The following is a 24,371-nucleotide window of genomic DNA, read 5'->3' on the forward strand; positions in this document are numbered from 1 at the left end:
CTAATTATATGGAATGAAAAACGCTTTCCTCTAATTCTAGCTATATTACAAAGTGTTAACGACTTATTACGAATGGTTTGTAATTGTGTGTTTTCCCCAAATCCGAAAAAATCTGTTGCTATAATGAGGACACGAAAACAAACGCAATGGAGGCTATCATGAAAAAATTAATTGGTATAGCAACAGCAGCAGTTTTTGGTCTTGGGATTTTCACTTCATCTGCCAATGCAGAAACTGTTGTAACAACAGACGTACTAAACGTACGAGAAAACCCTACTACTGAATCAAAAGTTGTCGGTAAATTACTAAATGGTCATAAATTAGATGTTCAAAATACAGAAAACGGATGGTCACAAATCAAATTAGATGGTAAAGACGCATTCGTAAGTACAGAGTTTACAAAAAGCTCTTACTATGTAACAGCTAACGTATTAAATGTACGTGCTGAAGCGAACACAAACTCAGAAATTCTTGGAACGCTTAAGAAAGACGATATGATCGAAACAACGAACCAAGTACAAAATGAGTGGTTACAATTTGAATATAACGGGAAAACAGCTTACGTTCATGTTCCTTTCTTAACAGGTACAGCACCTGTTATTGAGAAACAAGAAACGCCTGCTCCTGCTAAAGCTGCAGCTGCAGCACCAGCTCAAGCTCAAGCACCTGCACCAGTAAAAACGGCTACTAAGCCTGCTGTGAAAGCTGCTGAAACTAGCGAACCATCTGGTGGTCGTGAGTTAACAGTTGTAGCTACAGCATATACAGCTCATCCGAGCGAAAACGGTGGCACATACGGCGGCCGTGTATTAACTGCAATGGGTCATGACCTAACAGCGAACCCAAACATGAAAATGATCGCTGTTGACCCGAAAGTAATCCCATTAGGATCTAAAGTATGGGTAGAGGGTTATGGAGAAGCTATCGCTGGTGATACTGGCGGTGCAATTAAAGGTAACCGTATCGACATTCTACTTGGATCAGATAGCGCTGCTCAAAAATGGGGACGCAAAACTGTTAAAGTGAAAATTTTAAAATAACCAATGACTGCTAAATTACAGCCGGTTCTCTTTATTGAGAGCTGGCTTTTATTTTTTATATAATACATATAAGGAGGTTATGTTCATGAATTTACAAGCAAAAGTAGACTGGGTCGGTACACCAAAACCGTACATATATAAAGATGAAACAACATATGACGCTACTTCTATTGATTTTTCACTCACAAACGATGACAATCGCTATAAGTTGATTGTGCTCAAGTCTGAAAAGAATACACATTACAAAATTGTGCAATATGGAATCAAACCAGGCTCTCAAAAGCCGTTTCCTATCGACGTTCCATTCAAACAAAACATGTTACCAATTATAGAACAAATATTACAAGATCCATATGTACAAGCGATATTAAAAGAAGCTCGCTTCTAATTGCTAAAAAGGATATCACCTAGTCGAAAAATCCGAATAGGTGACATGCTACCTAAAAAAAGAGACTGTTCTAAATGAACAGCCTCTCTCATATTAACGAGTCGGACCAGATACTTCTTCTGATTTCAACGTATTATTTGCACCAAGAGAATGATACAATATCTTGCCATTCCCATTAACCGTTACAATATGGTCATTATTAAAGCTCTTAAATTTAATAGAGCCATCACCGTAACGAATATGGTACTCTTCATATGTCGTTACTTTATATTTCGTAGCACTTTGACGCTCTACATTACGAATTTCCATTGTTAATAAATCTTCTGTAATTCCTTTTTTGTGTAGATATTGCAAGTAATCACGGTCTTCCTTATACGATTTACCGCTCTTATCATAATCATTTTCAATTAAGCTAAAATCATTTAATGCAATTGCACGCACGTTATTATAAATATGATTTTGTACAAAGTCACCAACTGCTGAGCTTGAAGCTTCTTTCGGGAACCTTAAATAATATGTGCTTTGGTCTCCAACTTTGATGCTTTCAGATTTAATGACACCAAAATCAGTGTTTTTCTCTAAATGTACTTCTACCGTTTCATCTGTCGGTACAGGACCAAGTTTATAGCTACCGTAACTTAATTTCCCACGTTTCTTACCATTAACAAAAACATTTGCTTCGCTTTCATCGGAAGAAATGGTTACATAATTTCCTTCAAGTGACAAATTCACTTCCACTGTCCCATTCTTTTCATCTGCTAGATCTACTTCTTTTTCTGTCTCTAATTCAGCAAGTTCTGTCTTCGCCTTCGCCTTTACAACATAAGCACCTGGGAAGTATGGACCTAATTCTTTTGAGGTTTTATCACTAGAAAGCTCTGCTTCTTTTTTATCATTCACATATATTTCAGCATTCTTTGCAGTTGTGCTAACACTCATGTAATAAGATTTCATGCTGAACTTATACTTCGGATATAAGAACCACTCTTTCCCATCTTCTATAATTTGCCCATCTTTAAAAGATGCATTATCACTTGCTAACTTTTGATTTACTGTTTCTTTTTGTAAATAAGACAGTAATGCTTTATTGTACGAAGGATTATCCTTTAAATAACGTATGTAAGCTTTAATATCTTCTGTCTTCACTTTTAAGCTTGGATCGTCTACTTTCAAAAACTCATCGATTGCATTCACATCTTTCTTTTGGAATGCTTCGATCATTGCATTTACTTGCTTTTCCTTCGAAAACTTACTTGCACCGAATTTATATGTACCAAACAAAATAGCAACAACAATGACAAAACCTATAAGTAAAAACATGTTTTTCTTACTTTTCACTTGCCTTTTTTCTCTCCGCATTTCTGAATGAGAAGAAGCTGTTTGATCAGCAATTTCTTCTATTTTACTTCCACACTCAGGACAAAAGTTCAAATGGTCTGCAACCTGATTTTTACAAGTTCCACAAAACTTCAATATGCTCTCCCCCTATTTCTTAGCTAATTTTATTCCAACGAACGCCGCTACATATGTCACAATAAAACTAAACAAAGTTAAATATATAAATGAATTTTGCATAGATAGCACCGTACCACTTGCCTCGAATAAATTCATTACATTTCCAGATACATCAATATTGAGCAATTTCTTGTGCAATTTGCAGCTTCTGCTTTCCTTGTTCTATTCCCTCTTGTAACTTATTCATTCCACTACCTAATTTCGTCTGTAAATCTGACAAGCTAACTCTCTCCCTATAAATATATAGTAATATACAAAATTAACTTCATATATATTACCATGATTTTCTAATTGTGTAATTAGAATTTCATTTTTTCTGTTTTGAGCATTTTTTGTTTATAATGGTAAAGGAAAGAAATCTGTGTACGGAGGAATATTATGCTGCAACACTCAATTACGAAAGATGAAATTATGATGATTGCGAATGAGTTCGTTCAAGGGCTTGATCCGCAGCAAGTTGCTGATCAGGAGCATGTCGCTACAGCTCGGCACCTATATCGTAGTGGTGTTGTCTATAACGTTGACTTTGATGGCTATACGCTATCAGGAACTGTAGATGCTGAAGGCAGCGTATATAGCGTTCACATCCCGATTCGTAATGTCGCTGAAAGCTATTGCGATTGCTTCGCGCCAACGCAATGTGAGCATATGCTTGCTGTGTTACTATCTGCAGCTTCAAGTTTTGGGCAGGTAGGAGACGTATTAACATTATTTAAAAATAATACGAAACCTTCCCTTCCTCCTATTCGAACTGCAAGACAAGTATTGCAATCATCAGCTTTTGAAGAAATGGATTATAAAAGTTGGCACACATACTTTGAAAATGAATTTGAATCATTTAAAAAGGAACAGGCTCGGCTCACTTATAAACAAATGTATTTTCTTATGAGTCTTTTTACAGACTTCTATACAAAATTAGAACGGAAAGCTCCGCGCGTCATTGCTATTCATGAATTATTTAAATTGCACGCGGCACTTTATTGCTTTCAAAAATTATTAGAAGAAATTCAAGAATTTGAAGCAAACAAACTATATTCTTATCACCAACCAGTTAACGTCGTTCGTCTATTCGTTGATAAAGTTGAATCTATCGTTAGGGACTTAAAAACAGAATCGATTCCGGCAGAATCTGAACCGATTTTACAAGAAACAGCTCGGCTCACGCATGAAGTATTCTTCTCTACCGATGCCTATACACAAGAGCGATTCTTCATTTATCGTCACATATGGGGTGAATTGTTAAGAACAGAAGAACAGCTACAGGAAGAAGCAAAACGGATCGATACTAAAATGAATCCACTTTCCAAAGCATTAGCCTCTTCTCATCTGCTCTTTTTAAATAATGAAGATTTATTGGCAATGGAATTACTCGAAAAACAGCCTGCTTCTGTCGTAAGCCTTTATTTTTATTGGTTAGAAGAGTTATTAAGTGCAATGCAGTGGGATCGCGGGAAAAACTGGCTTTCCTTTACGTATAAACAAGTAAAGAAAACAATACTCGAACAAGAGAATACCGTCTTCATACAAGATATCGTTCGGTTATTTGTAATGATGTATGAAACGTATGCAACACACACAAATGAACAAGCGGGATTAGAAATGATTTTACAAGAACTCCTGCCGTATAGTTTCGCAAATTACGAACAATACGTACTAGCGAAGAAACAATACCGTGCATGGGCAGAACTTCATCTCTTATATGGATTTGAGGCAATCGAACTTTTGAAAGAACCATTGAAAGATATTGAAAAAGAAGCGCCTGAAGCAGCACTTCCTCTTTATCACCTTGCCGCAACAGCAGCAATTGAAGAACGGAATCGCAAATCATATAGACGTGCCGTTCGTTACTTAAAGAAATTACGTATGCTTTATAAACGACTGAAACGAACTGATGAATGGGATGCCTTCATTATTCACATTGCTAATTTACATTCACGTCTGCGCGCACTACAAGAGGAATTACGGAAAGGAAAATTAATCGATGATCATACAAACTGAAGTAACAATTAGGCTCCAGCACGTTAGTCAAGGTTGGTTCCTTTGGGGAGAAGATGATAGCGGTGCTCCCTTATCCGTAGCAATTTGGAAACAAAATGCATTCACATGGCACTCTACTTCCTTCTACGGCACGTTTCTAAAAGAAGCAACGTATGAAGGTAAACAAGGCGTTATGCTAACGAATGTGCAAGCATTTGAATACATCGCAAATAAACCGATGAACTCATTTGCAAATATGCAAATGAACGGTCCTATTACAGCACTTACAAAGGATGCAAATGAATTATGGGACGCTTTCGTAAGTGGAAGCTTCGTACCCAATATGGAGCGTTGGTCTCATCAGCCATCTTGGAAAGTTCAGAATACCCCAATTGAAGATGACACGTTAGCATCACTTTTCACTTCAGCGGTGAACGAAAGTATTTTGCAAGATAGTCGCTCAAATGATGGCTGGGAAGATGCAAAGAGACTATATGAACATTACGACTTTACGAAAAGACAATTGGAAGCAGCACTACATGAGGAAGATTGGCTTCGAAAAATTGGTTACATTGAAGATGATCTTCCATTTATAGTTGGATTAAGACTTCAAGAACCACAAGAAGAATTTGAAATGTGGAAGCTCGAAACAATCGTTACGCCAAAGCGTGGTGCTCATCGCATATATGTATATGAGAATATCGATTCCTTGCCAAAAAGGTGGCACGATTACGAAGAACGTATTCTTGAAACACAAGAAGGATTCAGTAAGCTCATACCGTGGCTAAAAGAGGACGACAAGTTCAGGGAAGAACTCTTTGAAACAGAAGCTTGGAACTTCTTAACCGAAGCAAGTAATGAATTACTCGCAGCAGGTATTACAATTTTACTACCATCATGGTGGCAAAATTTAAAAGCAACAAAACCGAAGTTACGTGTACAGCTGAAGCAAAGTACAGCACAAACACAATCTTTCTTCGGCATGAATACGCTCGTTAATTTCGACTGGCGCATTTCAACGGACGGAATTGATTTATCAGAAAGCGAATTTTTTGAACTTGTTGAGCAGAACAAACGCCTTTTCAATTTAAATGGTCAATGGATGAGACTTGATCCTGCCTTTATTGAAGAAGTAAAAAAACTAATGAACCGTGCAGATAAATATGGACTAGAAATGAAAGACGTGTTGCAGCAACATTTATCTAACACCGCGGAAACAGAAATTGTAGAAGACGATAGTCCGTTTACCGATATTGAAATCGAACTAGATGGATATTATGAAGAGCTTTTCCAAAAACTTCTGCACATTGGAGATATTCCAAAAGTAGATGTACCCTCTTCGCTACAAGCAACACTCCGTCCATATCAACAACACGGTATTGAATGGTTGCTATACTTACGAAAGCTTGGATTTGGAGCATTATTAGCCGATGATATGGGACTTGGAAAAAGTATTCAAACGATAACTTACTTACTATACGCTAAAGAAAACAATCTCCAAACAGGACCTGCATTAATTGTTGCACCAACATCAGTCCTTGGAAATTGGCAAAAAGAATTTGAGCGTTTCGCACCAAATTTACGTGTTCAGTTACATTACGGGGGTAACCGAGCTAAGGATGAGTCATTTAAAGACTTCCTTCAATCAGCAGATGTTGTATTAACTTCTTATGCATTAGCTCAGCTTGATGAAGAAGAACTTAGTACCTTATGCTGGGATGCTGTTATTTTAGATGAAGCTCAAAATATAAAAAACCCACATACGAAACAGTCGAAAGCAGTAAGAAACCTACAAGCAAATCACAAAATTGCTTTAACCGGTACACCAATGGAAAACCGACTTGCTGAGCTTTGGTCTATTTTCGACTTTATCAATCATGGGTATCTCGGAAGCTTAGGACAATTCCAGCGCCGCTTCGTCACACCGATTGAAAAGGACCGTGATGAAGGAAAAATCCAGCAAGTACAACGATTTATCTCGCCATTTTTACTGCGTCGTACGAAGAAAGATCAAACAGTCGCATTAAACTTGCCAGATAAACAAGAACAAAAAGCTTATTGTCCACTAACTGGTGAACAGGCCTCCTTATATGAACAACTTGTTCAAGATACATTACAAAATGTAGAAGGATTAAGTGGAATTGAAAGACGCGGATTTATATTACTTATGCTGAATAAGCTAAAACAAATTTGTAACCACCCAGCCCTTTATTTGAAAGAAGAAGAACCACAAGATATCATCGAACGCTCTATGAAAACAAAAACGGTAATGGAGCTCATCGAAAATATAAAAGACCAAAATGAAAGTTGCCTAATCTTCACTCAATACATTGGCATGGGGAACATGCTAAAACGTATGCTAGAAGAAAAATTCGGTCAGCGTGTCCTCTTCTTAAACGGGAGTGTACCGAAGAAAGAACGTGACAAGATGATCGAGCAGTTCCAAAACGGAACGTATGACATCTTCATTTTATCATTAAAGGCCGGCGGAACAGGATTGAACTTAACTGCTGCCAACCATGTCATTCACTATGACCGCTGGTGGAATCCAGCTGTAGAAAACCAAGCAACAGACCGTGCATATCGCATTGGTCAAAAACGCTTCGTTCACGTTCATAAACTCATTACAACGGGAACGCTTGAAGAAAAAATTGATGAAATGTTAGAAAGAAAACAATCATTAAACAACGCCGTCATTACAAGCGATAGTTGGATGACCGAACTATCAACAGACGAACTAAAAGAATTACTTGGCGTATAAATCAAAAAGGAGCAAATCTCTAAATGAGATTAGCTCCTTTTTCTATGCCAAAACCAATTGCTTATTATAATTCCTGTTAACCCGCCGCACGTATCAAGCAATGAGTCTTGCCACATCGGTGTACGATCTCCTGTAAACCATTGATGAATTTCATCAAATGTTGCATAACCTGCAACGAAAAGGAGGGCGTATGCAAAGCATCTTTTTCTCGAATAACCCGATCGATGAAAAGCATAATACGTCAATGAACCTAGCATAAAGAACACCATAAAATGAGCACCTTTACGAAGGAAAAACTCAACAAATCCACCTACACCTTTATTTGCGATGCTAACAGGTGTACCTCCGCCATAATCGATAGATACCCATGAAAAATGCTCTTTCACAAACTCAACATTTACATATTGCTCAATATTTGAGCGCATATCCTGTTTTTTATATGGCTGTGCTGAGGAATAGAAAATAAGCCCCATCCATAGTAATACAGGAATCCAAAATAACCATTTACGATTCATTCTCCCGAAAGCTCCTCTCTTAGTCTTTTAAGAGTACCAAAAAAAAGAAAAAATTTCACGCCAAAACATGACATTTACTCCCTATTTATAAAGTGAAAGGGGGTGATAAACATGGCAGTTGAAACAATCGTAATGGATTTAACTTTACGCCTTGTATTAAACGGAGGATTAGACAAAAACGGTAAAACAGTTTTAAAGAACAAACAATTCAAACGTGTGAAAACAAATGCAGATTTAGGAAAAGTGCATGAAGTAGCACGTGCTCTTACTTCACTACAACAATCATCACTTCAAGCTGTACAACTTGTAAGCACGTCAGATCTTTCTAACCTGTAAAGTGAAACTTTAATCAGTGGGGGGTGTTTACCCCACTGATTATTATCCCACACCAAGCGAGCGGTTGCGGGATAAATAAAAAGGAGGGAATAAAACATGCAAGTACTAGAGTTAATTTTCGTGAAAGAAGATGGAAAAACAGTTGCCTTTTCTATCGAAAATCCCATCACACCAGTAAATGAACTAGTCGTAAATCAAGTAATGGATACCATTCTTTCTTCATCTGTATTTTCATCAATTGGTGAAAATGCTCGTAAAAAAGGGGCTCGCCTCATAGAAAAAAACATATCTGAAGTTCAGATCACTCCGTAAATCAAAAAGACGAATCTGCATTATTTTGCAGATTCGTCTTTTTTCTTCGGCATTTCAATCGGGATAAAGATGTTTGAAAAACCAACGCAAACATACTTATAATTCTCTCCGCCTACATCAAACTCTGTCTTATATGTCGAGAAGAAAATATAATCATTTCGCTTTGTATAATGATCGATTAATAGTCCAACTTGTGGCTCAACATACTTATTTGCCAATTTCTTTCCCGCCGATGCTATATCGCCAAGTATACCCTCTTTGTTTTCTTTCTCAACCTCATCTAGCTTCTTACTTACATCATTACGCTTCATAAATTGTTTTGCTGCCCAATCCGTATATTCTCCCTTACCCGGATTACTATTTGCTAAATAAACTAAGAGAATAACAGCTAGAACCATAATAATATACTTTTTCTTCATGCTATATCACCGCCTACTCTTTTCTATTTTCATATATATGTACAAGCGATACAAATTAGAAAGACTATCATCTATTGATTGTAAACGAACAGTAAAAATTTACAATACGCAACAGAAGATTAATAGCAACTTTACATAATTCGTATATAATTATATACGAATTAATTTCTATAAGGGAGGATTTAGAATCATGGATAATGAAAATGATATTTTTATTTCTCGTTCTACAATGATGCTCGAACCTTGCAAACACCCTTATTACCGGACAAAAATTATTGACAGTAGCGGTGACCCCCTGCACTCTTGCCAAACAGCTATCCAACTCATAAAGAAATCTTGTCTAACAAATGTTCATTCTACTTATCAAGGTAGACGGCATGCAGTCCAAGCAAACTTTAATTTCAAACGAAATGTTCCGATTCCAATTAATCATAGAGAATATATTTGCGTTTTCCCAACAGAATCTCCTTCTTCTCCAAACTGTATTTGGTTGTTCTATAACCATATAGATGATATAGAATTTTTTAAGAAAACTAAAACATCAATCATTCATTTTTCAAATGGAACTACTGTAACAATACTAATCAGTCCTCATAAGTTGCAGCAACAATTCTTGAAAGCTGGGCATGTATTATCCCGAATGAACATGAAAGATTCACTACACGTAAAAAACCTCTTGCCACATTTACTGTATTAAAGTAAATAGAATGGAACGCAACATTTCCCTTGCCTTGCCTTGCCTTCCATTCTATTTATTATTCTTATCCCCTTACACTATCTCGCATTTTCTCAAGCGCTTGTCGATATAACCATCTCACTTGATAATACGTCATCCCTATTTCATCGGCTATCTCCCCCATATTTTTCCCTACAAAGAATCGCTCTGAAATGATGTGCTTCTCCTTATCATCTAACACACTCATAAAGTCCTTCGCTCTCGTTCCTGCATCTTCACACTCAAATCGTTCCTCATACTGATCGGTGCATACATACCTCTCTTGCACTACACATTCTTTCTTCAACCTCTCCAATATATAACCACGTACCGTTACAACCGCATAAGCAGGAAAACTACCTTTCTCCTCCTCATATCTTTCATAAGCATGCCAAAGACCAATTAAACCACATTGATAATACTCTTCATAATCTTGGTAAATATTTAACCTCTTTATTTGATTTACAATCATACCTTCATACAAAACAACCGTATCTGCAAAAGTCGCTGGCTTCACACAGTACCCGTTTCTAAAAGGTATACCTCTTTAGTATTCCGCGGTACCTCTACAATATAAAATGAGAAAGGGAATTTCATTGTGAGTAATTTCAAATACTACTGCTGGAATTTGAAATTACACTAGGCAGTATTTGAAATTCTGATGGGGGTATTTGAAATAGGGGTAAAAATAAAAAAGGTGACTCTCAGAAGAGTCACCTTTTTAAACAAATATATTATGCACCAATACCAGTTAACCCTTTTACAACACCTAATGCAACGGATAGAATGAAGAAAATTACGATTAAGGTTGTAGCTTGTTTCTTACTTAAACCAGCTACAATGTGTAACCCTAGTCCCGTTAGAACTAAACTCCAAATATTGAAGATTTCAATTGAAGAGCCAATTCCATGTAACACTGTTCCTTTTTCGAATAAAGGAGCTAAACTTGTATAAACATCAACACCATTTCCATCGAATACAAAACCTAATGCTACATTTAACAATCCGCCGATATAATAAACAAGATTAGCGTATATGTAAATAGATAATATCTTCATGTATGGAGTATCATTGCTCATAAACATCATAATAATTTTATAAAAACCAGCTGCAATAAATAGACCTATAAGCGTACCTAATAAACCAACAAGTGCTCCACCACCAAGAGTAAATCCTTTTATCATTGCTCCCGCTTCACCATTTAACTCTTTTGCCATTTCTGGGTTATTAATTAATGATAAGTATGCTGCACCTGTTGCCATAATCGTCCCCATTAAAAGAAATATGAAAAACCCTCCCCAGACTGGGCTTTTCGTCTTCATTCTCTCAAACTGTAAACCTGGAGAAGTAATCATTCCAAATAATGACGGCTTCTTCGCACCTTCATCTTGCATATTAATATTCGCTTCCATTATAACGCCTCCCTCTATTTATATAACCCGTTCTAACGGGCGGTTCACTTCCTCACATAGAGGCTACGAACCGCCCACTAGAACGGTAATGTGTAGTAGAGAGTCCCTCTCTACTACAACTTATTCATAACGCAGTGCTTCAATCGGATCTAACTTCGCAGCTTTGTTTGCTGGAATTAATCCGAAAATAATGCCAAGTGTCATAGAGAATAATACGCCTCCTACAACAACTTCCCATGAAACGAGCGGTGGCCATTTCGCAAATGTGGAAACGATATATGCTCCGCCATATCCAAGACCAATTCCAATCAAACCACCTAGAAGTGTTAACATAACCGCTTCAATTAAGAACTGTAATAAAATTTTACTACGCGTCGCTCCGAGTGCTTTACGTATTCCAATTTCGCGCGTACGCTCCGTTACAGATACGAGCATAATGTTCATAACGCCGATACCACCAACGACTAATGAAATACCCGCGATACCGCCGATGATCATCGTCATAATACCAGTTACTTTAGAAACATTTTCTTGGAATTCTTTTAAATTCACCAGTTCATATTTACCTGGAATTTCACTTGGCTTACGACTATTTAATACATCAACAGCTTGTTTCCCTGCCGCTTCTAAATCATCTACATTTTTAGCTTGAATTGCGATATTTTGAATATTATCTGTTCCGTATAAAACAGGCCATAACGTAAGGGGGACTAATGCTTCTTCCATTTCAAATCCCATAAACTCATTATCAGATCTGTACACACCGATAATTTGCATCGGTTGTCCTTTCATCTCAATAATTTGTCCAACTGGGTTTACGTCCTTAAATAATGTCTCTTCTGTTTTTGTACTAATCATCACAACGTTATTTGCGTGAGAAATATCTGATTCACTTAAAGTACGTCCCTTTACGACCTTTACTTTATTAACCGCAAAATATTCATTATCAAGACCAATAACATTCAGATTTGCTTTTTTATCATTTACATCAAGCACCTCTGAATTCTGGTTTGTCGTAATAACGTGTGAAACATCTTTCACTTGTTTTACTTCCAAAATATCTTCTTCCGTTAACTTTGGTATTTCAAATCCACCTATAGCAAACTCATCATTAATATCTGGTTTAAATTGAATTGGCATAAGGTTATTACCACCAGAACCTGCGAATTTCGACTTCAACATCGCTTCTCCGCCTTGCCCAATTGCAACGACAGTAATAATAGAACCAACGCCGATAATAATACCGAGCATCGTAAGAGCTGAACGCAGTTTATGAGCTAAAATAGAAGATAGGGCAATTTTTATACTATCTAGTAAACTCATACCGCACACCTTCTATCTTCTGTAACTTTCCCATCTCGCAGTACAATGCGGCGGGAAGAATACGCTGCTACTTCCTCTTCATGCGTAACCATAACAATTGTTGTACCTTCTGCATTAAGCTTCGTGAAAATATCCATGACTTGCTCACCAGACTTCGTATCAAGCGCACCAGTTGGCTCATCGGCCATAATGAAAGTTGGATTATTCGCAATCGATCTCGCAATAGCGACACGCTGCTTCTGTCCACCTGATAACTCATTCGGCAAATGATGAACTCTGTCGGACAAACCAACTTTACCAAGTGCTTCCAGAGCTCTTTGACGTCGCTCTGCTTTCTTCACGCCACCGTATACGAGCGGAAGTTCAACATTTTCCACCGCAGAAAGACGAGGCAGTAAATTAAAGTGCTGGAATACAAATCCAATATATTCATTACGAATTAAAGCAAGCTTTGACTCATCTGCTGTTAAGATATTCACATCATTCAGCATATATTCGCCTTCTGTTGGACGATCTAAACAACCAATAATGTTCATAAGCGTTGACTTACCGGAACCAGAAGGCCCCATAATCGAAACAAACTCACCACTCTGAATCGTTAAACTAATACCATGCAAAATCGGCACCGCCAATTTCCCTTGGTAATACGTTTTAGCAATATTATTTAACGTAATCATTTCTCTTTCACTTCCATTCCGTCATACACATCGTCGGAAGGATTTTTAACCACCTTTTGCCCCACTGTTACGCCTTCTACAATCTCTGTCCAGTCTCCATCAGTAGAACCTTTTTTCACATTTTGCTTACGAAGCTTCCCTTTATCCTCAACATAAACAAATGCATCATCGCCTTTTTCTACAATGCTCTTAGTCGGAACAGCAATCATCGTCTTATTCTCTAAATTTACTTGCAATGAAACGTGGTAACCTGGAGATAAACCGTCTTGACTATCAAGGCTTGCTTTATATGTATATTGAGACATATTTTGAGCCGCTTCGCCTACACCACCAGCTTGAGCCATCTCTGCACTCGTTGGGAATTCACTTACCTCTGTAATCTTACCTGTCCACTTCTTCTTGCTATTTGCTTTCGCAGTTACAGTGAATGTTTGATCTTTTTGAATTTGTGACTTTTGAAGCTCAGTTAACGTCCCTTGAACTTGGAACGGGTCTTTAGAAGCCACTTGTAAAAATGCCTTTCCTTGTCCACCTAACGCTTGAGATGAACTTTGTGCTGCATCTTTATCTAACTTTTGAACAACACCCGTAAAGTTACTATAAATCGTAAGTTCTTTCTGCTTTTTACTTAACTCTTCTTTTTGCAACTTCCCTTTTTCTTTCTCAAGATCAGTTGTTTTCTGCGTCATCTCTAACTCACTTACTTGCTCTTCCATCGGATCTGTTACTTCTTTCCCAGCTCCGCCATCTTTCGCCTTCTTAATTTCTTTCTTCAACGAATCAATCTTCTTTTTCCCTTGATCATAACGCATATCCGCCATCTTCTGATCAAGCTCAGCTTGCTTCATTTGAAGATTAATCTCTTCATTGTCATAAGAGAATAACTTCGTACCTTTCTCTACCTCTTGCCCTTCTTTTACCTCAATATCTTTCACTTTTCCTTTAGTCGGATCTGCATAGAAGCTTTCAATATTACCAGGCTTCACCTGACCAGAAATTAATTTCGTATTATTCAGCTTACGCTCTGTCACTTTCTCAAAACTTACAGCATCAGCCGTTGCTGATGCGCCCTTCTTCTTACCTTGCATAATAAAAATATTAACTGCTGCCACAATAACAATTAGTGCAATAACCCCGATAATAATCCATTTTTTCTTCTTGTTTGGAGTACGAACCGTATTTGGTACCATATTCTCTCTCCCTTTATAAATTAATAGTTTAATAAACACTACAATTGTATAAAACTTTCTGAAAAATAATTGTATATTATTACAATCTTTTTACAAAGTTTTACACATTCATTTATATTGTAACAAAAATTCCAATGATTAGAAATATGACATCTTATCTTTTAAGATAGTTTTAAGGAAAGATTATATTATATAGAAAAAGCCATCCAAAATAACAATTGGATAGCTTTTCAAATAAAATATTACGCCGCTTTAGGATCTTTTCTCTCATGTCCACGTTGAACGATGAACAAGAAGACTGTTGATAAAATTGCACCTGTTAATAGTAAGATAAAGCAACCATCCCAGCCAGAACGATCAACAATAACACCAATTGCTGCGTTTGCTACAAGACTTCCGCCCACATAACCAAACAGACCACACATACCAACTGTCGTACCTACTGCAAATTTCGGTACTAATTCCATCGCACTTAAACCGATTAAGAACTGTGGTACGTAAATTAAACATCCGATAATAGAAACTGCAATACTTACAACAAGTACGCTAGTTGCTTGCCAATATACAAACGTACCAATAACAACTCCAACCATACTAATAATACACAATGGCATACGTTTCCCTTTAAATAATTTATCACTTAAAAGACCAACGATTAATGAACTTGGAATTGCCATACCTTCAAAGATTGCGTATGCTGCATGTGCTTCATTTTTTGAAAAACCTTTAACTGTCGTTAAATAAAGTGGAACCCAGTTAATAACACCGAAACGAATTAAATAAACAAATGCATTCGCAATACATAAGAACCATACAAATTTATTTTTTACTACGTATTTCATTAAAATTTCTTTTGGTGACATCTTGTTAGCATTATCTGCTTTTTCAAGATTTTCATAGTCATTACGATACTCATCAATTGGAGGAAGACCTTCAGATTCTGGTGTATCCTTCGCATTAATCCAAACAAGAACTGAAATTACCATTGCGATAATCGCTGGGAAAATAAATACTCCGCCCTGCCAATGATTCTCACCGAAAATACCTACACCGATTCCGACAAGGGGCGGCACTAGCATTCCACCAACGTTATGTGAAATATTCCAAATACCTGTTTTCGTACCACGTTCTTTCTTCGAGAACCATTTCGTCATAACGATACTACAAGGTGGTGCTCCCATACCTTGTACAATACCGTTCAGGACAAGTAACGTAACGATCATTCCAAATGAAGATGCAAACCCGAAACAAATATTTACAAGCCCTGATAAGAATAATCCAACTGCGATAAAGCGCTGGGCAAAAGCTTTATCTGATAAATTCCCCATAAAGAACTTACTAAATCCATAAACAATCGCCATTACTGAACCTAGTAGTCCAATTTCAGCTGTACTAAAACCATATTCTTGTACTAAATACGTACTTGATAACGTAAAATTACTGCGCACTAAATAATAAGCAGCATATCCCACTGAGATTCCCATTAACACACGAATACGCAGTAATGTATATACTTTAGCGATCATATCCGCTGGTAATCTCTCAATCGCAGGCGCTGGCTTAAGCCATTTAAACATATTCTTTCGTCTCCTTTTCTCACTGCTGAGAGAGACGTTGTCTATTCCATATCTCGATTATTCCACTATTTGATATATTTTTGTTCGTTCTTCTAACTGGCTGACCTTCTATCTCTTTTTGGTTCTTCGCAAACATCGTTGGTACGCCAAACGAAACTTTTTCTAAAATGTGCCCCGCTTCTTCTGATAAACAATAATCAATAAATAAGTCCGCAATAAAACCACTCGGTGCACGCTTCAGTTTCGAAATCGCATTAACAGATAACCCTGTTTGCTCAGGTTCATTACTTACAATAGGAAAGCCTTGTTTCTGAAGCATTCTCTGATCTCCCGCAAAATTGATGCCTATCATATATTCACCGCTCGCGACCAGTTCTGCAGGCATATAACCATTCACCGTTACTTCACCAATTTGCCTTGCAAGACTCTTAACATACCCTTTCGCTTCTTCTTCACCTAAAGTATCAATAAGTGATTGAAACAAAGTATATGCTGTGCCGGAAACATTTGGATCAGGCATTGCAATCTTACCCGTATATACCGGATCTAATAAATCTTGCCACCGTGATGGATACGGAAGACCGAGCGGTGCTATTTCTTCATTCCACCGCTCTTTATTAATCGCGATTGCTAGTTTCTCCACTTCGTAACCGTACCAATAACCATCTTTATCTTTAACAGACTTTGAAATACGGTTCGCATGCTGGCTCATAACAGGAATAGAAAGGTTCTTTTGCTTCATCATTTGATGCGCATCTACTGTACCGCCAATAATAATATCCGCCTTCGGATTTCCAGCTTCCTCTTCTACTCTCCGAAGAAGTTCTTCTGTCGATAGACGAATAAATTCATATGTACACCCTCGTTGTTTACAAAATGATGAAAGCAAAGCTTCACCAACTTCCTCGCGGGCCGCTACATACGCAACAAGATGACGATCATCCAAAATAGGGAGACCACTTTTATTATATTTAATAGAGGTTGTATCTCGAGAGCAACTAGACATCGCTCCTCCGATTACTAGCAAAAAGAAGAAAAAGGCTATCTTTCTCATGACACATTCTCCTTTACAAGGAATTCTGCTAGGGAGCCCTTCATATACATGACATTCCCGTTATTATCACCGAGATATTGCACAACAAAGTACGATGGATACACAGAAATGGTTAGAATATCCTCCCGCTCATTCTTTACACGCTTGCCTGTTTTATAGGCAGTAATATAAACAATCGGCTCATTCTGTGATTGTAATAATTTCTGAATTTCTCCGTAATCTGTAATTTGCTTTGCGTATCGAATAGAATCAAATATTTGCGTAAGATCTATAGTACGTATTACATCCCCTTGCCTCACTACAACTTCCTTTGCCTCCGCAAAGAAATTACTAATGCGCTCCGGTGTATAATACAGGCTTAACAAATACGTTTGTAATGCTGAGATCATCGGATCCGTACCATTCTTTCCGTATACATTGGCCTCATACTGGAACAAGTCACCTACTGCAAAAGTACGTTTATGTCCATTCAAGTACGTTACTTCTCCAGTAAATACTTGTTCTTGATTCCTCGCTTCTCTCGGTTCTACTCGAATTCGGTCAAAGAATGAAACAATCGTATGCAAACGAACTTCATCCGTTACAACAATTTCTCCCCACTTCTCATGCCTTACTTTCACTTCAGTAGGAAGGGATTCGTTCACTCTTTGTAAAACGGCTTGTTTGTCATCCACAATCGTGATTCGATTATATATTTGCTTCTCAATAACATAAAACAAAATAAGAGAAGCGATCATACAAAAGACAAACATAAGAATTTGAAATGATAGCCTTTTCATTTCTGCCTACCTCCAAGATAAAAAAACGTTGTTTCGAAAATACCGCATAATTGTTTCATAAATGTATCATTTAACCGCTTTCAAGTTTTTTATGTCTTCCATCCGTCTCGGAAGTACAAATGTCATACATATTGTAGTTCCCATTTCTTCACTACTCTCAATTCGCATACTTCCGCCTTGCTTCTCCATAATCCCCTGACAAATGTATAAACCATAGCCATTCCCATAACTAGAAGGAAGCACCTTCCCTTCCGGAGACTCATTCCATTCTGCAAGCACACCTTCATCCATACCGATGCCATCATCATGAACAAAAACCTTTGCTTCCTGCTCATTTATAATTACATTCATACGAACTTGCGTAGCATCACTATATTTAATCGCATTATCAAGCACATTCAAGAAAATTTGCTTCGTCTTATCAAAATCCGCAACAACGTGTACTTCCATTAACTCATTCATAACTTCAATTTCAAACTGCTGCAACCTAAGTTTCACAATCGAAACTGCCTCTTCTGCCAATTCCTTTATATTCACGACTGTAGGCGACACTTCAAACGTACTCGTCCCGTACTTTGAAGACTTAAGTAATTCCTCTACAAGTGATAAGAGACGCTCACTTTCTACAGCCACATAACGGAGGCTCTCCTGCACATCCTCCTTCGATTGTAACTTCGGAATCAAATCTACATAACCGATAATTGCCGTAAGCGGTGTTTTCAGCTCATGCGTAATGCGGTCTAAGAAATCTTTCTGTTTCTCTTTCTCTTCCTTCAGCTGCTTAATATGCAGTTCAATCCCATCAGCCATCGCATTAAAGGATGCTGAAAGCTGTGCAATCTCCACATACTCATTTAGCTCAATCTTACTTTCATAATCTCCATTCGCAAGCCGATGCGCCATTTGCCTTAACTGATCAATTGGTTTATGAAGAGACTTCGCCAAACGAATCGCAAAGAAAATACCAGCAGCTACTAAACAAAGCGACGTCATTAAAAACGTCCAACTCACATTTGTTAAAACTTCCTTCTCATCCGTTAACTCATTTATAAAACGAATACTCCCAATGACATCGTTTCCATAATAAACCGGACTTGAAAACAAAAGAATTGGAGCTGGGTCTCCCTCCTCGAAAACATAGGATTTCTTTCCCTTCAAAGAACTCTCAATATCAATATTCCGATGAAGTAATGCCCCTTTTTGTGTATCTGCAACAACATCTCCATTCTTCCCAATCATCTGCACCCGGACATCCATTCGCTTCGCTAAATACGAAGCAATTAAAAGCGAATTCGGACCTAGCGTCTCCACTTCTGCTTCCTTCTCTAAATAATTCATCGTATAAATTTGTGCTTCTACACTTAACTTTTCTAAGGAATCTGCCGCATTATGATATACATTCTTCTCCAGTGCAATATAAACAACCGCATACAAAAGAACAAGAATTGGAATCAACAATCCAACTATTCCAAACACCATATTTCGTTTTAAAGACATATCATCACCTTTTAGCAATCAAGCTTATACCCAACACCATAAATTGTCTTAATATACTCCCCGCTTTTCCCGAGTTTCTTTCGAAGCCTTTGCACCATAATATCAACCGCTCTCGTATTTCCGATATACTCAAACCCCCATACCTTCTCGAGTAACTCATCTCTCATGAATACACGCTGCGGATTCGAAACAAACAACTGGCATAAATTAAACTCTCGGTACGTTAACTGAATCTCCTGCCCACTCACATGCACCTTTCGTTCCTTTGGACAAATAAGTAAATCACCTGCGCGAATTACTTCATGACTTGCAGTTACCTCCTCCTTCTTCACACGCCTACTCATATTCTTCACACGAAGAATAAGCTCCGCATAATTAAAAGGCTTCGTCACATAATCATCCGCTCCAAGCTGAAGACCAAGTAACTTATCATTCATCTGACTCTTCGCTGTCAGCATAAGCACCGGAATATCACGATCCTTCTCCCTGAATAAACGTAATAACTCATACCCATCCGTATCAGGAAGCATCACATCTAAAATAAGTACATCCGGCTGCTCATTCCATCTCTCTAAAGCTTCTCTCCCATCAGCCGCCGTCAATACTTCATACCCTTCCATCTCTAACTGCATCCGAATCAAATTACGAATACTCGATTCATCATCTACTACAAGTATTTTCATCATTCTCCTCCTTCCATCTTGTATTATATTACAGTTTAGTATAGCAAAAATAAGACAAAAAAAGAGAGGGTATTGTCGAACATATTTTGTCGACGATACCCTCTCTCATTTATTATTTAGCCACAAAATAATCCGTTACATATTGTGCCCAAACTTCATGTCCCTTAGCACTTGGGAAACCAAATTCTTCTTTTAAATATGGTAAGATAGCCTTTGTTGTTGCATCCGGCCACGCTGTCCAATGGTCAACATATGTATAATTATTTTGCGTCGCAAATTGTTTTAATGCTTCAATTGCTTTCGGATAATTCTTAGCACCGTACACTGGGTTTGATGGTTGAATCATGATCGTAGCACCCTTTGCACTAGTAGAAAGTGCTTGAACGAACTTCTGTGTATTTACTACAGAGTTTCCATTACCATTTTTACCATTATCCGTAATAAATGGTGGCTCAAATAAAATTACATCTGGATTCTCTTTCGCAATCTCTTTATCACGCTTATTCGCAATTAACTCCTCTGTGCTTTCACCCCTATATTCCTTTACTGTCACATTCCATAAACCTTTACCGTAAGAAGCCTCTAAATTAGCAGTGAACTTAGCTACCCAAGCATCTTTTTCAGATGAAGAAGCTTCATCACCAACAATAACAAGATTTACTGCCTTCTTATCAGCTGCAGCTTTCTTTAATTTCTCTTTTACTTCATCTGGCAAGTTCTTTGCGTATGCTTCATTAAAAGATGACTTTGCTTGTTTTTTCTCTTCTTTCTTCGCTCCGCTATCTTTCACTTCAGCCTTTGTTTTCGTTACTTCACTCGTTTGTCCCGTTGCATTCGCAATCTTTTTATTCCAATACAGTTTACCGCTCACAACTGAAGCGATAAACAATACAAAAATAAATAGGACCAGTACTGCTTTCTTATTCATCGATTCACCTCATCCATTAATCTCACAATATATAATACTAATATAAATCTATGCAAAAATAAACCCAACTCCTTCCAAAGGAGTTGGGTTATTACATATTACTTAGTCAATTCAAGATGTGCTTTTAACTTATTCGTTAAATCTTGTTTTGCTGCGTCTGGAACGTAGTAGTACCAAATGCCATCCGCGGCTTTGTGTCCGTCACCTGGAATTTGGATTTCTTCACTGTTCTTCAAGCAATCTTTATAGTTCTTCTGCATATCAAACATTTGATCTTGCGTTAAGTTTGTTTTCACGTTCTTTTGGATTGCTGTTAACACATCACCATAACTTGTTAAAGAAGAGAAGCTTGCGCCTTTCTTAATAACAGCCTGCATCACTTGACGTTGGCGCATTTGGCGTCCGAAGTCGCCACGTGGGTCTTCATAACGCATACGAGTATACTTTAATGCCTCTTCACCATTTAAATGAATATTACCTTTATTAAAATGAGTATCTCTTGATGTGAAATCTAAATCATTATTTACATCAACACCACCAACAGCATCTACAATATCCTTGAACCCTTCCATATTAACTTCTATATAATAGTTAATAGGAATGTTTAAGAATTTTTCTACTGTCGATACAGACATATCTACTCCGCCAAACGCATAAGCGTGGTTAATTTTATCGCTTTTTCCTTTTCCAACAATTTCTGTATACGTATCACGAGGGATACTTACTGTTTTTATTGAATTATTTTTCGGATTTAGCGTAATTACCATTAGAGAATCTGAACGACCTTTATCTTCACCACGTTCATCCGCTCCTAATAATAAAATTGAAACAGGCTGAGACTTACTAATTTTTTCTTCTTTTTTATTATCATTTTGATCACGCTTTAAAGGTTTATGAACTTCATTTAATGTTTTTGAAACAGAAGAATATACATTATAAGCGTAAACTCCTCCGCCTATAATCATTACTCCTATAATTCCTAATATCCAAAATAGAACTTTCTTTTTCATTATCTTAACCTTCTTTCTTAGATACGCCTTATGTGTTTAGGAATAAAGTGCCAATCCTATTATACATGGAATTGACGGTCTTCATCAAATGACGCTATGTTTTATATCTAACATCTAACCTCTTATATATACAAAAAAGAAATTCTCCCCCTTATTCACACACTGGATAAGGGGGGAGAATTTAGTATGATGAGTAACACAATAGTAAATATATTTATCAACAGTGTATTTCTTTTTTATCACTTCAACTTAAAAATCCCTTTTATAGTAGTTCTCATTCCCTTGAAGATATTTCCCTATAGTTTAGGGTTTTTCCACTTTTCTCTTACAACATATGAAACAAACTTTAAATTCCCTAGCAGATATCTCTTCCACATTCTCTTTGGCTCTTGCATAAAGCGATAAAACCATTCCATTCCAATTTTTTGCATCCATCTTGGTGCTCGTTTTGTTATTCCAGCTACAACATCAAAACTGCCACCAACTCCCATTTGGAAAGGCACTTCCATTTCAGTACAGAAGTTTTTTAACCAATACTCCTTTTTAGGAGAACTAAATGCAACAAATAAAATATCAGCATTCGAATTTTTTATATCATTAACTATTTCTTCATTATCTTCTTCTTTAAAATAGCCATTACGATAACCTGCAACTTTTAAAGAAGGATATTTATGTTTATACAGTTTTACAACTTCTTTCACAACCTCTTCCTTAGCACCAAAGAAATAGATACTATATTCTTTTTCAGCAGATAATTGGATTATCTCTTCCATTAGGTCAATTCCAGCTACCCTTTCAACCAAAGGTTTACCTAGGAATTTTGAAGCCCAAACGATAGACTGTCCATCTGCATTAATTAAAGGACATTCATTAATTATTCTTCTTAAATTTTCATCTTTTTGTATCATAACTGCCTTGGAAGCATTAACAACTACATGCTGAGTTGGTTTACGATCCTTAATAATCCCTTCAATCTTCAAAAGAGTTTCCTGCATAGAAAGATTATCTACATTAAAATTCATCATATTAATTCTTGTATTCATTGTGTCCTCCATTTAAAATGAATTATAGAAATATATTTATAAGCGTACCTTCAATATTTTTCACTTCATATTTATTTGCTGTATGAATGGATTGCTCCCTCATCTTTGCTTTGAACTCTGCATCATGACCAAAAAATTCTTTAATTTTAATTGCCAATTCTTCTTTATTTCCTGGGCTAAAGAATAATCCATTTTCGCCATCTTTGATATAATCTAATAAGCCTCCCATCTCGCTTCCTATTACAGGAAGACCTGTAGCCATTGCTTCTAAGCCAACTAATCCTAAACTTTCGCCTTCTCTCATCGTTGGAAAGCAAAATACATCGAGACAATTATATATATCATTTAATTTTTTTTGAGGTAAAAGAGTATAGTGTATAACAAACTTATCTAGGTCTAATTCTAATAAAGTATTTCTAAATTTATTTATGTCTTTTCCATTTCCTACTACTATCAGCTTTTTATCGTTCATAAATCCTTCATTCTTTAATATATAAATGGATTGTAATAAAACATCCCAACCTTTTTTATAGTCTAATCTTCCTACATACCCAATATATTTATAATCAGGACTAATTTCCATCTTCTCTAATAAAGGTTCTCTATCGGTAATAGGATAAAAAATATTACTATTCACTCCACCTGAAGGGAATACCTCAATTCCCCCCTCTATCCTATATTTTTTTTCTACTAATTCTTTATAATAATTAGATGGAACTATTATTTTACAAGAGACTTTTAAAAGTTTTGTTACTAAACCTTGAAGTCTATGATGCACACGGGTTTCTGGTACAATATCACTTCCATGAACATTTGTATAAATCCTAATACCCTTTTTTAATTTCTTCAAGATAAGTAATGGTATAGCGTTATGTGCTGCATAATGAACATAGATAACATCATACTTTTTTACTAGCACATTCAATATAATTGAAATATAATATTTTAAATAACCAATGATTTTTAAAAATTTATTTTTCCCTTTATACATAACAATCTTATCAATCTGGATACCTTGTTTTACCAAGATCTCTTCTGTATTTTTTACAAAAACACCATAATTTGGATGCTCTTTATTAGGATACATATTGGATACTAATAAAATTCTCAAAACACCATCTCTTTTCTTAGATTAGTTAAATTACTATGTATATCTTCTAAATAAGCTGAAAAATAAATACCTTCCACATATAGAAGGTATTTATCTATAAAATTATTCT

Annotated in this window: 24 protein-coding genes and 1 pseudogene; 7 read left to right on the forward strand and 18 right to left on the reverse strand. The window is 36.7% G+C overall.

The window, feature by feature from the left end; translation table 11 throughout:
* The first annotated feature begins 158 nt into the window (after positions 1 to 158).
* Both LUS72_RS25925 and LUS72_RS25930 read left to right on the forward strand, forming a co-directional pair.
* Complete coding sequence (locus tag LUS72_RS25925) at positions 159 to 1,040, forward strand: cell wall-binding protein EntA (RefSeq protein ID WP_264448441.1); 882 nt, start codon at positions 159 to 161, stop codon at positions 1,038 to 1,040.
* Between the two features lie 85 nt (positions 1,041 to 1,125).
* Positions 1,126 to 1,428 carry a DUF3910 family protein gene (locus tag LUS72_RS25930; protein WP_264448442.1) on the forward strand — a complete coding sequence of 101 codons (303 nt, stop codon included), beginning with the start codon at positions 1,126 to 1,128 and terminating at the stop codon, positions 1,426 to 1,428.
* 93 nt (positions 1,429 to 1,521) lie between these two features.
* On the opposite strand, the gene LUS72_RS25935 is transcribed toward LUS72_RS25930, so the two are convergent.
* Together LUS72_RS25935 and LUS72_RS25940 are read right to left on the reverse strand one after the other, a co-directional pair.
* Positions 1,522 to 2,901, reverse strand: coding sequence for a zinc ribbon domain-containing protein (locus LUS72_RS25935; protein ID WP_264448443.1), 1,380 nt, complete (start codon positions 2,899 to 2,901; stop codon positions 1,522 to 1,524).
* Positions 2,902 to 2,913: 12 nt separating this feature from the next.
* Positions 2,914 to 3,060 (reverse strand): annotated as a pseudogene (locus LUS72_RS25940) (zinc ribbon domain-containing protein); the annotation flags it as partial.
* 261 nt (positions 3,061 to 3,321) lie between these two features.
* On the opposite strand from LUS72_RS25940, the gene LUS72_RS25945 reads away from it, so the two are divergent.
* Together LUS72_RS25945 and LUS72_RS25950 are read left to right on the forward strand one after the other, a co-directional pair.
* Positions 3,322 to 4,941 (forward strand): SWIM zinc finger family protein, encoded by a 1,620-nt coding sequence (locus LUS72_RS25945; RefSeq protein WP_264448444.1) that lies wholly within the window; start codon positions 3,322 to 3,324, stop codon positions 4,939 to 4,941.
* Positions 4,925 to 7,681 carry a DEAD/DEAH box helicase gene (locus tag LUS72_RS25950; RefSeq protein WP_264448445.1) on the forward strand — a complete coding sequence of 919 codons (2,757 nt, stop codon included), beginning with the start codon at positions 4,925 to 4,927 and terminating at the stop codon, positions 7,679 to 7,681. Before LUS72_RS25945 ends, LUS72_RS25950 begins: the two co-directional genes overlap by 17 nt.
* Positions 7,682 to 7,710: 29 nt before the next feature.
* On the opposite strand, the gene LUS72_RS25955 is transcribed toward LUS72_RS25950, so the two are convergent.
* Positions 7,711 to 8,196 carry a VanZ family protein gene (locus LUS72_RS25955; RefSeq protein ID WP_128856254.1) on the reverse strand — a complete coding sequence of 162 codons (486 nt, stop codon included), beginning with the start codon at positions 8,194 to 8,196 and terminating at the stop codon, positions 7,711 to 7,713.
* Positions 8,197 to 8,307: 111 nt separating this feature from the next.
* Between LUS72_RS25955 and LUS72_RS25960 the strand changes: the two genes are divergently transcribed.
* Positions 8,308 to 8,532 carry a DUF1659 domain-containing protein gene (locus LUS72_RS25960; protein ID WP_264448446.1) on the forward strand — a complete coding sequence of 75 codons (225 nt, stop codon included), beginning with the start codon at positions 8,308 to 8,310 and terminating at the stop codon, positions 8,530 to 8,532.
* Between the two features lie 96 nt (positions 8,533 to 8,628).
* Positions 8,629 to 8,844 (forward strand): DUF2922 domain-containing protein, encoded by a 216-nt coding sequence (locus LUS72_RS25965; RefSeq protein WP_001197608.1) that lies wholly within the window; start codon positions 8,629 to 8,631, stop codon positions 8,842 to 8,844.
* A 20-nt stretch (positions 8,845 to 8,864) separates the two neighbouring features.
* Here the strand turns inward: LUS72_RS25965 and LUS72_RS25970 are convergent, their stop codons facing one another.
* Positions 8,865 to 9,263 carry a DUF4359 domain-containing protein gene (locus tag LUS72_RS25970; protein ID WP_097832412.1) on the reverse strand — a complete coding sequence of 133 codons (399 nt, stop codon included), beginning with the start codon at positions 9,261 to 9,263 and terminating at the stop codon, positions 8,865 to 8,867.
* Between the two features lie 190 nt (positions 9,264 to 9,453).
* Between LUS72_RS25970 and LUS72_RS25975 the strand changes: the two genes are divergently transcribed.
* A complete protein-coding gene (locus LUS72_RS25975) occupies positions 9,454 to 9,960 on the forward strand; it encodes a competence protein ComK (RefSeq protein WP_264448447.1) in 507 nt (168 codons plus the stop codon).
* A gap of 64 nt (positions 9,961 to 10,024) precedes the next feature.
* Here LUS72_RS25975 and LUS72_RS25980 read toward each other — a convergent pair whose 3' ends face one another.
* The 14 genes from LUS72_RS25980 to LUS72_RS26045 form a co-directional block, all read right to left on the reverse strand.
* Positions 10,025 to 10,495 carry a sigma-70 family RNA polymerase sigma factor gene (locus LUS72_RS25980; RefSeq protein ID WP_097832414.1) on the reverse strand — a complete coding sequence of 157 codons (471 nt, stop codon included), beginning with the start codon at positions 10,493 to 10,495 and terminating at the stop codon, positions 10,025 to 10,027.
* A 217-nt stretch (positions 10,496 to 10,712) separates the two neighbouring features.
* Positions 10,713 to 11,390, reverse strand: coding sequence for a YknW family membrane protein (locus tag LUS72_RS25985; RefSeq protein ID WP_097832415.1), 678 nt, complete (start codon positions 11,388 to 11,390; stop codon positions 10,713 to 10,715).
* Positions 11,391 to 11,510: 120 nt separating this feature from the next.
* Positions 11,511 to 12,713 carry an ABC transporter permease gene (locus LUS72_RS25990; RefSeq protein ID WP_097832416.1) on the reverse strand — a complete coding sequence of 401 codons (1,203 nt, stop codon included), beginning with the start codon at positions 12,711 to 12,713 and terminating at the stop codon, positions 11,511 to 11,513.
* Positions 12,710 to 13,390: an ABC transporter ATP-binding protein gene (locus LUS72_RS25995; RefSeq protein ID WP_097832417.1), complete on the reverse strand. Its 681-nt coding sequence runs from the start codon at positions 13,388 to 13,390 to the stop codon at positions 12,710 to 12,712. Before LUS72_RS25995 ends, LUS72_RS25990 begins: the two co-directional genes overlap by 4 nt.
* Positions 13,387 to 14,580, reverse strand: a complete 1,194-nt coding sequence (locus LUS72_RS26000) for an efflux RND transporter periplasmic adaptor subunit (protein WP_097832418.1) — start codon at positions 14,578 to 14,580, stop codon at positions 13,387 to 13,389. The genes LUS72_RS25995 and LUS72_RS26000 overlap by 4 nt, the downstream gene beginning before the upstream one ends.
* A gap of 242 nt (positions 14,581 to 14,822) precedes the next feature.
* On the reverse strand, positions 14,823 to 16,157 hold the full coding sequence (locus LUS72_RS26005) for an MFS transporter (RefSeq protein WP_097832419.1): 1,335 nt from the start codon (positions 16,155 to 16,157) through the stop codon (positions 14,823 to 14,825).
* 19 nt (positions 16,158 to 16,176) lie between these two features.
* A complete protein-coding gene (locus LUS72_RS26010; protein WP_097832420.1) occupies positions 16,177 to 17,211 on the reverse strand; it encodes an ABC transporter substrate-binding protein in 1,035 nt (344 codons plus the stop codon).
* Complete coding sequence (locus LUS72_RS26015; protein ID WP_264448448.1) at positions 17,208 to 17,990, reverse strand: DUF3919 family protein; 783 nt, start codon at positions 17,988 to 17,990, stop codon at positions 17,208 to 17,210. The genes LUS72_RS26010 and LUS72_RS26015 overlap by 4 nt, the downstream gene beginning before the upstream one ends.
* A gap of 66 nt (positions 17,991 to 18,056) precedes the next feature.
* Positions 18,057 to 19,487 carry a HAMP domain-containing sensor histidine kinase gene (locus tag LUS72_RS26020; RefSeq protein ID WP_264448449.1) on the reverse strand — a complete coding sequence of 477 codons (1,431 nt, stop codon included), beginning with the start codon at positions 19,485 to 19,487 and terminating at the stop codon, positions 18,057 to 18,059.
* Positions 19,488 to 19,498: 11 nt separating this feature from the next.
* Entirely contained in the window at positions 19,499 to 20,170 is a 672-nt protein-coding gene (locus LUS72_RS26025) for a response regulator transcription factor (RefSeq protein WP_097832423.1), read from the reverse strand.
* A gap of 112 nt (positions 20,171 to 20,282) precedes the next feature.
* A complete protein-coding gene (locus LUS72_RS26030) occupies positions 20,283 to 21,098 on the reverse strand; it encodes an SGNH/GDSL hydrolase family protein (RefSeq protein WP_264448450.1) in 816 nt (271 codons plus the stop codon).
* 98 nt (positions 21,099 to 21,196) lie between these two features.
* Positions 21,197 to 22,111, reverse strand: a complete 915-nt coding sequence (locus LUS72_RS26035; RefSeq protein ID WP_264449087.1) for a polyisoprenyl-teichoic acid--peptidoglycan teichoic acid transferase TagU — start codon at positions 22,109 to 22,111, stop codon at positions 21,197 to 21,199.
* A 293-nt stretch (positions 22,112 to 22,404) separates the two neighbouring features.
* On the reverse strand, positions 22,405 to 23,151 hold the full coding sequence (locus tag LUS72_RS26040; RefSeq protein WP_264448451.1) for a WecB/TagA/CpsF family glycosyltransferase: 747 nt from the start codon (positions 23,149 to 23,151) through the stop codon (positions 22,405 to 22,407).
* A 22-nt stretch (positions 23,152 to 23,173) separates the two neighbouring features.
* Positions 23,174 to 24,262 carry a glycosyltransferase family 4 protein gene (locus tag LUS72_RS26045; RefSeq protein WP_264448452.1) on the reverse strand — a complete coding sequence of 363 codons (1,089 nt, stop codon included), beginning with the start codon at positions 24,260 to 24,262 and terminating at the stop codon, positions 23,174 to 23,176.
* Between the last annotated feature and the right edge of the window lie 109 nt (positions 24,263 to 24,371).

Source organism: Bacillus cereus (genome assembly GCF_025917685.1).
In the GTDB taxonomy this organism is placed as follows: Bacteria; Bacillota; Bacilli; order Bacillales; family Bacillaceae_G; genus Bacillus_A; species Bacillus_A cereus_AT.